Annotated in this window: 10 protein-coding genes; 9 read left to right on the top strand and 1 reads right to left on the bottom strand. The window is 75.3% G+C overall.

Annotation, left to right across the window (positions count from 1 at the left end; translation table 11 throughout):
* The first annotated feature begins 47 nt into the window (after positions 1 to 47).
* Both ACVJO7_RS18605 and ACVJO7_RS18600 read left to right on the top strand, forming a co-directional pair.
* On the top strand, positions 48 to 1,592 hold the full coding sequence (locus ACVJO7_RS18605) for a hydantoinase/oxoprolinase N-terminal domain-containing protein (RefSeq protein ID WP_491673936.1): 1,545 nt from the start codon (positions 48 to 50) through the stop codon (positions 1,590 to 1,592).
* Between the two features lie 73 nt (positions 1,593 to 1,665).
* Positions 1,666 to 2,769 (top strand): S-methyl thiohydantoin desulfurase family protein, encoded by a 1,104-nt coding sequence (locus ACVJO7_RS18600; RefSeq protein ID WP_491673935.1) that lies wholly within the window; start codon positions 1,666 to 1,668, stop codon positions 2,767 to 2,769.
* Here ACVJO7_RS18600 and ACVJO7_RS18595 read toward each other — a convergent pair.
* Positions 2,762 to 4,240 (bottom strand): PucR family transcriptional regulator, encoded by a 1,479-nt coding sequence (locus ACVJO7_RS18595; RefSeq protein ID WP_491673934.1) that lies wholly within the window; start codon positions 4,238 to 4,240, stop codon positions 2,762 to 2,764. The genes ACVJO7_RS18600 and ACVJO7_RS18595 overlap by 8 nt on opposite strands.
* Before the next feature lie 92 nt (positions 4,241 to 4,332).
* Here ACVJO7_RS18595 and ACVJO7_RS18590 point away from each other — a divergent pair, with 92 nt between their 5' ends.
* The 7 genes from ACVJO7_RS18590 to ACVJO7_RS18560 all read left to right on the top strand — a co-directional run bounded on the left by ACVJO7_RS18590 (position 4,333) and on the right by ACVJO7_RS18560 (position 12,398).
* On the top strand, positions 4,333 to 5,421 hold the full coding sequence (locus ACVJO7_RS18590) for an S-methyl thiohydantoin desulfurase family protein (protein WP_491673933.1): 1,089 nt from the start codon (positions 4,333 to 4,335) through the stop codon (positions 5,419 to 5,421).
* A gap of 25 nt (positions 5,422 to 5,446) precedes the next feature.
* Positions 5,447 to 6,994, top strand: a complete 1,548-nt coding sequence (locus ACVJO7_RS18585) for a hydantoinase/oxoprolinase N-terminal domain-containing protein (RefSeq protein WP_491673932.1) — start codon at positions 5,447 to 5,449, stop codon at positions 6,992 to 6,994.
* Positions 6,991 to 9,342 (top strand): xanthine dehydrogenase family protein molybdopterin-binding subunit, encoded by a 2,352-nt coding sequence (locus ACVJO7_RS18580; protein WP_491673931.1) that lies wholly within the window; start codon positions 6,991 to 6,993, stop codon positions 9,340 to 9,342. The genes ACVJO7_RS18585 and ACVJO7_RS18580 overlap by 4 nt, the downstream gene beginning before the upstream one ends.
* The gene (locus ACVJO7_RS18575; RefSeq protein ID WP_491673930.1) at positions 9,339 to 10,235 is read left to right on the top strand and encodes an FAD binding domain-containing protein; all 897 of its coding nucleotides are present in this window, start codon (positions 9,339 to 9,341) and stop codon (positions 10,233 to 10,235) included. The genes ACVJO7_RS18580 and ACVJO7_RS18575 overlap by 4 nt, the downstream gene beginning before the upstream one ends.
* Positions 10,232 to 10,711, top strand: coding sequence for a (2Fe-2S)-binding protein (locus tag ACVJO7_RS18570; protein WP_491673929.1), 480 nt, complete (start codon positions 10,232 to 10,234; stop codon positions 10,709 to 10,711). The genes ACVJO7_RS18575 and ACVJO7_RS18570 overlap by 4 nt, the downstream gene beginning before the upstream one ends.
* A gap of 279 nt (positions 10,712 to 10,990) precedes the next feature.
* On the top strand, positions 10,991 to 11,863 hold the full coding sequence (locus ACVJO7_RS18565) for an FAD binding domain-containing protein (protein ID WP_491673928.1): 873 nt from the start codon (positions 10,991 to 10,993) through the stop codon (positions 11,861 to 11,863).
* A gap of 28 nt (positions 11,864 to 11,891) precedes the next feature.
* Positions 11,892 to 12,398 (top strand): (2Fe-2S)-binding protein, encoded by a 507-nt coding sequence (locus ACVJO7_RS18560; protein WP_491673927.1) that lies wholly within the window; start codon positions 11,892 to 11,894, stop codon positions 12,396 to 12,398.
* Positions 12,399 to 12,427: the final 29 nt, after the last annotated feature.

The following is a 12,427-nucleotide window of genomic DNA, read 5'->3' as shown; positions in this document are numbered from 1 at the left end:
CGGCGCACCCGGATCCGGAGCGCGTCCGGCACGACAACGGAGGGGCCATGCGCATCGGCATCGACGTGGGTGGGACCAACACCGACGCCGTACTCATCGACGGGCGGACCGTGCTCGCGGAGACGAAGACCGCGACCACCGAGGACGTGACGTCCGGTATCGCCGACGCGCTGGCCGCCCTGCGGGCCGCCGCGGGGCACGACCCCGGCGCGGTGCAGGGCGTCATGATCGGGACGACGCACTTCGTCAACGCGCTCGTCGAGGGCCGCGATCTCGCCCCGACGGCGGCGGTGCGACTCGGCCTGCCCGCCACCCGGGCGCTGCCGCCGATGTCGGGCTGGCCCGAGCGGCTGGTCCGGGCGGTGCAGGGCTGCAGCTACCTCTGCCACGGCGGGCACGAGATCGACGGCCGGACCATCTCCGCGCTGCGCCGCGACGAGCTGGAACGCGCCGCGGAGGACATCCGGCGGCGCGGGGTGCGCGCCGTCGCCGTGTCGTCGGTGTACTCGCCGGTCAACGCCGAGTTCGAGATCGAGGCCGCCGAGATCCTGGGCGCACTGCTGCCCGGCGTCACGATCAGCCTGTCGCACCTGATCGGCCGGATGGGCCTGCTGGAGCGGGAGAACGCGACCGTCATCAACGCCGCGCTCGGTGAGCTCGCGGTCCGGATCTGCGCCGGCCTCGCCGCGACCGTGGCGGCCGCCGGCATCGACGCCCCGCTGTACCTCAGCCAGAACGACGGCACCCTGATGGACGTCGAGCACGCCCGCCGGTTCCCGGTGTCCACCTTCGCCTCCGGCCCCACCAACTCGATGCGCGGGGCGGCGTTCCTGTCCGGCTCGGGCGACTGCGCGGTGGTCGACGTCGGCGGCACCACCACCGACGTCGGCATGCTGCGCAACGGCTTCCCGCACGAGGCGGGCACCGAGATCAGCGTCGCCGGGATCCGCACCAACTTCCGGATGCCCGACGTGCTGTCGATCGGCCTCGGCGGGGGCAGCCGGGTGCGCACCGATCCGCTGCGGATCGGCCCGGACAGCGTCGGCTACCGGTTGACCCGGGAGGCGCTGGTGTTCGGGGGTGACACCCTGACCTGCACCGACATCGCGGTCGCCGCCGGGGTGGCGGACATCGGCGACGCCCGGCTGGTCCGCGGGCTCGATCCGGAGCTGGTCGCGGTGGTGCGCGAGCGGATCGGCGAGTCGATCGGCGCGGCCGTCGACCGGGTCCGGACCTCCGGCGCGACGACCACGGTGGTCGCCGTCGGCGGCGGCAGCATCCTGGTTCCCGACTCGCTCGCCGGCGTCGGGCGGGTGCACCGGCCCGAGCACCACGCCACCGCCAACGCGATCGGTGCCGCGACCGCCCAGATCGGCGGCGAGGTCGACCGGATGTGCTCGGTCGGCCCCGGCCAGCGGGACCGGCTGCTCGACGAGGCCAAGCAGGAGGCGGTCGGCAAGGCCGTCGCCGCCGGGGCCGCACCGGGCAGCGTGCAGATCGTCGACGTCGACGAGGTCCCGCTCGCCTACCTGCCCGGCAACGCCACCCGGATCCGGGTCAAGGCCGCCGGCGATCTCGTGCTGACCGGCTGACCTGCTGACCTGCTGACCCGCTGAACTGCTGACCGGCCGGACCCCCACACCCACCCCGATCCCGGAGACGCCCGTGCCCCGAGAACTGCTGCTCGACGATCTCCCCGACCTCGCCCGCGGCGCCGCGCTGCTCGGCGCGGGCGGCGGCGGCGATCCCTACATCGGCCTGCTGCTGGTGAGCGCCGAGCTCGAACGCGGCGCGACCATCACGCTGCTCGACCCGGACGAGGTCGACGACGACGCGCTCGTCGTGGCCAGCGCGTTCATGGGCGCCCCGACCGTCGTCATCGAGAAGATCCCCGGCGGCGACGAGCCGGTGCAGGCGCTGCGCAGGCTGGAGCGCCACCTCGGCCGCGCCGCGGACGCGATCATCCCGATGGAGTGCGGCGGGCTCAACTCGATGATCCCGCTGCTGGTGGCGGCCCGGACCGGGCTGCCGATGGTCGACGGCGACGGGATGGGCCGGGCCTTCCCGGAGCTGCAGATGGAGACCTTCGGGGTGTACGGGGTGTCCGGGTCGCCGATCGCGATCTGCAACGAGCGCGGCCACACCGCGCTGCTCGACACCGGGCCGGACAACCACAGCATGGAGTGGTACGCCCGGGCGGTGACCGTCCGGATGGGCGGTGTCTCCTACATCGCCGAGTACCCGATGACCGGCGAGCAGGTGAAGCGCACCGCGATCCCCGGGACGCTGAGCCTGGCGCTGGCCCTGGGCCGGGTCATCCGGCTGGCGCACGAGGAGCACCGGGACCCGTTCGACGCGCTCGCCGGCTGCCTGGCGAGGACGATCTACCGGTTCGGGCACAGCCTGCTGGAGGGCAAGGTGGTCGACGTCGAGCGGCGCAGCGCGGACGGGTTCGTCCGCGGCTCGGCGCGGATCGCGACCTTCGACGGCAGCCGCACCGTGGAGCTCACCTTCCAGAACGAGCACCTGATGGCCCGCGAGGGCGATCGGCTGTTCGCCGTCGCCCCGGACCTGATCACCGTGCTCGACGCCGAGACCGCGTTCCCGATCACCACCGAGGCGCTGCGCTACGGGCAGCGGGTGCGGATCTTCGTGATCGGCACGCCGGAGATCATGCGGACCCCGGAGGCGCTGGCGGTCTTCGGGCCGCGGGCGTTCGGCCTGGACACCGACTGGACGCCGGTCGAGCAGCTGGTCGGCGTCAGGTGAGCGAGCGGGCGCGGCAGGCGAGCTGCAGCAGCAGCCAGTCGTCCGGGTTCTCCAGGTCGACGTCGAGCTCGGCGAAGATCCGGTCCACCCGGTAGGCGACCGAGTTGCGGTGCAGGTGCAGCTCGTCGGCGGCGCGGGAGAGCGAGCCGTGGTTGTCGAGATAGGCGCGCAGGGTGCGGATCGCGGCCTCGGCCTTGGCACCGCCCATCCGGTCCAGCGGCGCGAGCACCGCGTCGACGGCCGAGCGGGCGGTGTGCGAGGCGTACCACTCGACCAGGGTGCGGCGCAGGCCGAGCCCGTCGAACGCGGTCGCGGTGTTGGGGCGCCCCCTGGCGCGCATCGCGCCGGCCGCCGCCCGCGCCTCGGCGGCCGAGGTGATCAGCCCGGTCGGCCCGCCCTGCGCCGTCCCGATCCCGCAGTAGAGCTCCAGCCGGGGGAACGCGGCGGCCGCGATGTCGACCGCCCGCTGCACGGCGCGCACCGTGTCCGCGGCGGCGGTCGATCCGGGATCGCTGCGCGACATCTGGATGAGCAGCAGGCCCCGCTCGGAGCGGGCGAAGTGCCACGTCCCGCTGCTGCGCACGCCCTCGAGCAGGATCCGGGCGAGCTCCTCGCGGGCGGCGAACGCGGCCACCTCGTCCGGCTCGGGGCGGTCGGCCTCCTCCAGCTCGAACCGGGCGACCAGGTGCCAGCCGTCGATCGGCAGGCCCATCGCCCTGGCCCGGCCGAGCAGCTCGGAGCGGCCGCGGGCCGAGCTGTCGAGCAGCTCGGAGAGCAGCTCCGCGCGGGACCGGATCGGCAGGTCGCGGGCCCGCCGCTCGGCGAGGTGGGCGAGCCCGAGGGCGTCGGCCAGCAGCCGGCCGACCAGCGGGAGCTCCGGGCGCTCGGTTCCGGTGGCGGCCCGCACGACGACCCACTCGGTTGCCTCGTCGTCCAGCCCGACCGGGAACGCCTGCCCGCCGTCCGGGCGGTCGGTGAGCTCGATCTGCGCGTCGGTGATCCGGGCGACGTCGGCCACCAGATCACCCGCCGCGCTGCCCCGGCCGCCGGCGAGCCGCTGCATGGTCAGCAGCGCCCGGCGCAGCGCCAGCTCGGCGGGGCCGCGCAGCGCGGCGTCCAGCCCGCAGAGCAGCGGTACGATCCCGCCGCCGTTCGCGTCGTGCAGCAGCGCGATCCCGTGCCGCTGCGCCGCGGCGACCGAGGTCGTGGTGGGCGGCACGGCGGGATCGGACAGCACGACGGCGGCGACCCCGCGGCCCGCGGCGGCCCGCAGCGCGACGTCGAACCGGTACGTTCCGACGGCGGCGTGCGCGCCGCGGCCGAGGACGACGACCGATCCGGCCGGGGCACGGCCCAGGTCCTCGAGGTCCTCGGCGAGGGCCACACAGGTGACGTCGACGTCGGGCAGCTGCTCGCCGATCGGCTCCAGGGCGAGGCCGGGGGCACGCAGAACCTCGCTCAGCGGGGGCACGGCATCTCCGATCGTCAGAAGTGCCGAAAGAATGCCAAATTTCGTTCATCGTGCACATAGCGACCGGAAAATGCGCTGTTACGTTTCTCGACGTGCAGCTCAGCGACCACAACATCGAGGCCTACGCACTGGGCTGTGCCGTGCTGGGTGCCGGTGGCGGCGGCGACACCCCGGTCGGGATCGCGATGGCCCGGCTGGCGATCGGCGAGGCCGGGCCGGTGCAGGTGCTGCCGCCGGACCGGCTCGATCCGGACACGCTGGTGATGCCGTGCGGGCTGATCGGGTCGCCGACGATCGCGCACGAGCGGATCTGGAGCGGCCAGGAGGGCGGGCAGCTGGCGGATGCCGTCGCCGCGCTGCACGACCGGCCCGTCGGCGCCGTCATGTGCTACGAGATCGCCGGGGCGAACGGTCTGCTCCCGGTGTCCTGGGCAGCGCTGCTCGGACTCCCGCTGCTCGACGCGGACGGGATGGGCCGGGCGTTCCCGGAGATGCAGCAGCAGGCGATGCACGTGGCAGGCGTGCCGGCCGGGCCGCTGGTCCTGACCGACGGGCGCGGCAACGACATCGTGCTGCACACCGCGAACAACACCGACGCCGAGCGGCTCGCCCGCGGCTGCACGGCCGCGCTCGGCGGGGTCTGCGCGGGAGCGCTCTACGTGATGCCCGGTTCGGTCGCCCGCACCGCGGTGATCCCCGGCTCGGTGTCCCGCGCACTGCGGGTCGGCACCGCCATGCAGCGCTGCCGGGACGGCTGGCCGTCCGCGCTCGCCGAGCTGACCGGCGGCCGGGTGCTGGCCGAGGGACGGATCGTGGAGCTGGAACGCAGCAGCGGCGCCGGCTTCACCCGGGGCCACGCGGTCGTGGACAGCGGCACCACCGACACCCGGCACCTGCGCCTGGAGCTGCAGAACGAGGTGCTGCTCGCGCTGGAGGACGGCGAGGTCGTCGCCACCGTGCCGGACGTGATCGCGGTGCTCGCGCTGGAGGACGGCCGCCCGATCGGCACCGAGCGACTGGAGTACGGGCGCCGGGTCGGCGTCGTCGCGATCCCCACCCCGGAGGTCTGGTGGACCCCGGCCGGGCTCGACGTGGTCGGCCCCCGGCTGTTCGGGTACGACCTGGCGCCGGTGTCCGGATCCGCCCGGACGGACGTGGCGGGGGCCGGACGTGACTCCTGAACGCAGCGGTGTGACCGGTCTGCGGATGGGGATCGACGTCGGATCGACCAACACCGACACGGTGCTCGTCGACGCCGCCGGGGTGGTCACCGCCCAGGCCAAGGTGCCCGCCGTCGCCGATCTCGCCGAGTGCATCGACACCGCCGTGTCCTCGCTGCTGGTCCGGGGCACGGTCGATCCGGCCGCGGTCCGCGCGATCAGCCTCGGCACCGACCGCACCCAGGACTCGGTGGACGCCGGGGCCGGACTGCGCCGGGTCGCGGTGCTGCGGATCGGGGCGCCGCTGAGCGGGGCGATCCCGCCGATGGCGACCTGGCCGTCCGGGCTGCGCTCGGCCGTCGGTGCGGGCACCGCGATCGTCGCGGGTGGCTGCGAGCTCGACGGCACCCGGATCGCACCGCTCGACGAGCGCGCCGTCGCCCGGTTCGCCGACGCCGTCGCCGGCCGCGCCGACGCCGTCGCGGTCACCGCCGTGTTCTCCCCGGTCGACCCGTCCGACGAGCTGCGGGCGGCCCGGATCCTGGCCGACCGGCTGGGCCCGGTGACCGTGTCGGCCAGCCACGAGATCGGCTCGATGGGACTGCTGGAACGGGAGAACGCCACCGTGCTGAACGCCGCCCTCTCCGGCGGGGTGGAGCACACCGCCTCGGCGCTGCGCGCCGTCGTCGCCCGGCACGGGATGGACGCCGAGTGCTTCCTGACCCAGCGCGACGGGACGCTGCGCGCGCTCGGCCACGCGACCCGCTTCCCGATCCTCGCGATCGGCAGCGGGCCGGCGAACAGCATGCGCGGCGGCGCGCACGGCAGCGGCCTGGCCGACGCCGTCGTCGTCGACGTGGGCGGTTCGCGGACCACGGTCGGCCGGCTCGTCGACGGGTTCCCCGACGAGTCGAACTCGCCGTACACGATCGGGGGGGTGGTGACCAACCTGCGGTTGCCGGACCTGATCGTGCTCCCGGCCGGCGGCGGCTCGCTGCGCGACGCCCGGTGCAACGGCGGACCGCTCGCGACCCTCACCGACGCGGCCGTCGCCGACGGGCGGACGACGGCGGGCGGCGTCGCGGTGCCCGAGGCGGAGCGGGCCGCGCTGGCCCGCCGGCTCGCCCGCTACGACCAGCAGCTCGCCGAGGCGGTGGACCGGATCGGGCTCGGCGCGCACGGGCTGCCGGTGCTCGTCGTCGGTGGTGGCGGCGGGATCGCGCCGGACCGGCTGCCCGGCGTCGGCCGCGTCGTGCGGCCGCCGCACGGCGAGGTCGCCAACGCGGTCGGCGCCGCGGTCGCCCCGGTCGGCGGCACCGCCGAGCGGATCTGCGGCGGCCGCCCCGACCTGCTCCGCCGGGCCGTCGAGGAGTTGTCCGCGGAGGCCGTCGACCACGCCGTGCAGGCCGGCGCCTGCCCGGAGCGCGTCCGGGTGGCGGGCGTCGAGGAGATCCCGCTGTCCTACCTGCGCGATCCGGCCGTCCGGGTCCGGGTGCGGGCCGTCGGGCCGCCGCTCGTCCCACCGCGCATGCCCGGGCCGCCCGCCGGCCGGCCCGGCGTCCCGTCCCGTTCCCCGGCAAGGAGCCCGCGATGACCGCGACCGTCCCGCCCACCGTGCTCGGCAGCCGGTTCGTCCGGCGGGACGGGCCGGAGAAGGTGAGCGGCGAGGCCCGCTACACCGCCGACCTGTCGTTCACCGGCCTGCTGCACGCCGCGTTCGTCTACGCCGGGCGCCCGCACGCCCGGATCGTCTCGATCGACACCACCGCGGCGTCCGCGCTGCCCGGGGTGCACGCCGTGCTCACCGCGGCGGACGCCCCGCCGGTCCGCTACGGGATGTTCGTCAAGGACCGCACGCTGTTCGCGACCGACGTGGTGCGGTTCGAGGCGGAGATCGTCGCGGCCGTCGCCGCCGACACCGCCGAGCACGCCGCCGCGGCCGCCGCCGCCGTGCAGGTGGTCTACCAGGACCTGCCCCCGATCCTCGATCCGGAGGCGGCGCTGGCGCCGGACTCGGCGCCGGTGCACGCCGGCTGGGCCGGCTACGGGACCCAGTCCGGGGTGCAGCGCGGCCCCAACGACTGCGGCCACATGACCTCGGTCAAGGGCGACGTGGACGCCGGCTTCGCCGAGGCCGAGCTGACCCTCACCGAGACCTACACCAGCGACATGGTGCACGCCGTCCCGATCGAGCCGCACGCCGTCGTCGCCCAGTGGCAGGGCTCGACGGTCACGATCTGGAGCACCAGCCAGGTCCCGTTCCCGGCCAGGGCCGGGGTCGCCGAGACCCTGCAGCTGCCGCTGAGCGACGTCCGGATCGTCGTGCCGCACCTGGGCGGCGGGTTCGGCGGCAAGTGCGACTTCCACTTCGAGGCGCACGTCGCGCTGCTCGCCAGGGCCACCCGGCGGCCGGTCCGGCTGGTGTTCAGCCGGCGCGAGGAGTTCCTGGCCACCGACAAGGTCCGGCACGCCACCCGGATCCGGCTGACCACCGGCCTGCGCCGCGACGGCACGATCACCGCCCGCCGGGCCCGGCTGGTCCTCGACTCCGGCGCCTACTGCGGCGACGCGCTGTTCGCCACCGAGATCGGCCTGATGATGGTCGCCGGCCCCTACCGGATCCCGCACCTGCACGCCGAGGTGCACACCGTCTACACCAACCGCACCCCGGCGGGCAGCGTCCGCGCCCCCGGCGGGCCGCAGACCTGCTGGGCGGTCGAGCAGCACACCGACGCGCTGGCCGCGCTGGCCGGGCTCGATCCGGTCGAGTTCCGGCGCCGGAACCTGGTGCGGACCGGCGACACCGGGCAGACCGGGCAGCGGTTCGTCAGCGCCAGCGCCGTCGAGTGCCTGGACCGGGCCGTCGAGCTGGCCGCACGCGGCCCGGAGCCCGGCCCGCACGAGGGACTCGGCGTCGCCGTCGGCTGGTGGTTCAGCCTGTCCGTGCCCTCCGGTGCCTACCTGCGGATCAACCCGGACGGCACCGGCACGATCGTCACCGGCGCCCAGGAGAACGGCAGCGGCTCGGTGATGGGGCTCCCGCTGCTCGCCGCGCAGGAGCTGGGGATGGCGCCCGGGGAGTTCTCGGTGCAGTACCAGGACACCGGCTCCGGGCCGTTCGACATCGGCAGCGCCGGCAGCCAGACCACCTTCAACAACGGGCGCGCCGTGGTCGAGGCGGCCCGGGTGATCCGGGACCGGCTGCTCGACCTGGCGGCCGCCCGGCTGGAGATCGACCGCGCCGACCTGGAGCTCGCCGCCGGCACCGTCCGGGTCCGCGGGGTCCCGGAGCGGTCGGTCCCGATCGCCGAGTTCGCCGCCTCGACCCAGCTGATCGCCAGCGGCTCCGGCACCCCGCCGCCGCTGCCCGAGCACGACGTCAGCGGCTGCGGCGGGCGGCTCGGCTACGCCGCGTTCGCGGCCCCGTCGTTCTTCTGCAACGTCGCCCGGGTGCGGGTCGACCCGGACACCGGCGTCACCACGGTCGGCGAGGTCGTCGCGGTGCACGAGTTCGGCCGGGTGCTCAATCCGGTCGGCGCCGAGGGCCAGGTGGAGGGCGGGGTGGTCCAGGCGATGGGGATGGCACTGCTGGAGGGCAGCCGGTACGCCGACGGGCACCAGCTCAACCCGGGCCTGCTCGGCTACAAGCTGGTCACCGCCGCCGACGCGCCCCGGATCGTCAGCGAGTTCCTCGACGACCCGGTCGACCAGGGCGGGCCGTACGGCGCGAAGGCGGTCGGCGAGCCCACCGTGGTCGGCACCACCGCCGCGATCGGCAACGCGATCGCCGCCGCCACCGGCCGCCGGGTCCGGGCGCTGCCGATGACCGCCGAACGGGTCTGGGCGGCGCTGCACGACCCGGCCGACAGCCCCGACGGCCCCGACGACCCCGACAGCCCCGACGACCCCGACGGCCCCGGAACCGACGGGGCCCGGTCGTGAACCACCGCAGCTACGCCGCCCCCGGCACCCTCGCCGAGGCACTCGACCTGCTCGCCGAGCGGCCCGGCACCCGCCCGGTCGCGGGCGGCACCGATCTGGTCGTCGCCGCCCGCGGCGGGAAGGCGCCGCTGCCCGTGTCACTGCTCGCGCTGCACCGGATCGACGAGCTGCGCGGGCTGCACGTCGACGACGCCGGTCTGACGATCGGCGCCGGGACCAGCCACGCCGCGCTCACCACCGATCCGGCCGTCCGGGACCGCTGGTCCGCGCTGTCCGACGCGTCGGCGATGGTCGGCTCGCCCGCCACCCGGGCCACCGGGACGCTGGGCGGCAACCTGATGAACGCCTCCCCGGCGATGGACACCGGATCGCCGCTGCTCGTGCTCGGCGCCCGGATCGGGCTGCGCCGGGCGGGCGGGCACCGGACCCTGCCGGTCGAGCGGTTCCTGACCGGCCCGGGCCGGACCGCCGCCGCCCCCGACGAGCTGCTGACCGAGGTGACGGTGCCCGCCCCGGCGCCGCGCTCGGGCAGCGCCTACGTCCGGCTCGAACACCGGCGGGCGATGGAGATCGCGGTGGTCGGGGCCGCCGCCGCGGTCACCCTCGGTCCGGACGGGCGGTTCGTCGCGGCTGCGGTCGCGCTCACCGCCGTCGCGCCGACCTGCCTGCTGGTGCCCGGGATCGGGGACCTGCTCGCCGGCCGGCACCCCGATCCGGAGGCCCTGGCCCGGGCCGGGGCCACCGCCCGGGCGTCGGTCCGGCCGATCAGCGACGTGCGCGCCGGCGCCGGGTACCGCGCCGCGATGGTCGCCGTGCTCGTCGGGCGGGCGCTGGCCGCGGCCGCCGGGCGGGCCGGGAACACCCACCACATCCCCGCCGGGAGGACCGCATGACACCCGTCCCCGTCGTCCTGACCGCCAACGGCGTCCGGTCCGCGCTCGATCTCGATCCGCACCGCACCCTGCTCTCGGTGCTCCGCACCGATCTCGGGATCACCGGGCCGAAGGAGGGCTGCGACGACTCCGAGTGCGGGGCCTGCATGGTGCTGCTCGACGGCGACCCGGTGAACGCCTGCTCCTATCTCGCCGTGCAGGCCGACGGCCGCGCGGTGACCACCGTCGAGGGCATCGGCTCGGCCGACGCGCCGTCGCCGGTCCAGCGCGCGCTGCTGGAGGCGGGCGGGGTGCAGTGCGGCTTCTGCACGCCGGGGGTGGTGGTGTCGGCGACCGCACTGCTCGACCGGACCCCGGAGCCGGACGAGGACGACGTGCGGGTGGCACTGGCCGGGAACCTCTGCCGGTGCACCGGCTACCAGAAGATCATCTCGGCGGTTCTGGACGCCGCGGCCGGCCGGAACCCGGACAGGTAACCGCATCTGCGTCGCCGATCCGCGAAGACATCCGCGGAATCGGTTCGTAACATGTCATTCACATCACGCAGCATCGAATTGACATCCCGCAACGCGTTGTGCAGCTCCGCCAAGTTCGGCGATCCCTTCGGCACGGATTCCAAAGATGCCGATCCGGCCCGCTCCTACGCTCGGTGACGTTCTCGATCTCGATCCGCCCGTCCCGCGCCACCGCCGAGCGGGACCGCGGACCCCACCACCTCGCCGCCGCTCACGCACTTGCTCCCGAGGGGACACCCGATGAAACCCGCCACCTTCACCTACCACTCCTGCCGGACCGTCGAGGAGGCCGTCGGGCACCTCGGGGCGGCGGCCGACGCCAAGGTCATCTGCGGCGGCCAGAGCCTGGTCCCGATGATGAACCTGCGGCTCGCCAACCCGACCGACCTGGTCGACCTGAACCGGATCCCCGGTCTGGACGCCGTCGAGGTCGGCCCGGCGGGCATCACCGTCGGGGCCACCGCCCGCCAGCACGCGGTGGAGATCTCCCCGGACGTCACGGCCGCGGTCCCGATGCTGGCGGCCGCGCTCGGGCACGTCGGGCACCCGCAGATCCGCAACCGGGGCACCGTCGTCGGCAGCCTGTGCCACGCCGATCCGGCCGCCGAGATGCCCGCCGTGTTCGCCACCCTCGGCGGATCCGTCACCGCACAGGGCCCCGGCGGCACCCGCACGATCGGCGCCGCCGACTTCTTCGACTCCTACCTGACGACCTCGCTGGCCGCCGACGAGATCGCCACCTCGGTCACCTTCGACCGCCCCGATCCGGGCGCGGGCTGGTCGTTCGAGGAGGTCACCCGCCGGCACGGCGACTTCGCGATCGTCGGCGTCGTCACCCTGGTCGCGGTGACCGGCGGATCCGTCTCGCAGGCGCGGGTCACCGTGTTCGGCGGCGGCGGCACCCCGCAGCGGATGGCGGCGGCCGAGCAGCTGCTCGTCGGCACCGCCCGGGCCGACGTCGACGAGGAACTGCTCCGCTCGGCCGGCGCGGCCGTCTCGTCGGACCTGACCCCGACCGGCGACATCCACGGCAGCGCCGCCTACCGGCGGCACGTCGCGGGGGTCCTGGTGACCCGCGGCCTCCGCACCGCCCTCGACCGCGCCCGCGGCTGACCGACCGAACCCGAGGAGACGACCGACGATGTCGACCCACCCCAAGCACCCGATCGGACTGACCGTCAACGGCGAGACGCACGACGTGCTCGTCGAACCCCGGCGCACCCTCGCCGACGTGCTGCGCGAGGAGGTCGGTCTGACCGGCACCAAGCTCGGCTGCGAGCACGGCGTCTGTGGCGCGTGCACGGTACTGCTCGACGGCAGCGCCGTCCGGTCCTGTCTGGTCTTCGCCGTGCAGGCCGAGGGCGCCGAGATCGCCACCGTCGAGGGCCTCGCCGACGAGGGCACGCTCGACCACGTCCAGCAGGCGTTCACCGACAACCACGGCCTGCAGTGCGGCTTCTGCACCGCCGGCATGTTGATGACGACGCACGCGATGCTCGCCGAGAACCCGGACCCGACCGACGAGGAGATCCGGGTCGGGCTCAACGGCAACCTCTGCCGCTGCACCGGCTACACCAACATCGTCCGCTCCGTCTCGGCGGCCGCCGCGTCGGCCAAGGCCGCGCAGCCCGGCGCCCGGGCGTCCTGACCCAGGGTCTCGCCCCTCCCGAGCAGCCC

The organism is Pseudonocardia sp. DxW (assembly GCF_058448985.1).
This window is presented reverse-complemented; position numbering and strand designations above follow the sequence as displayed.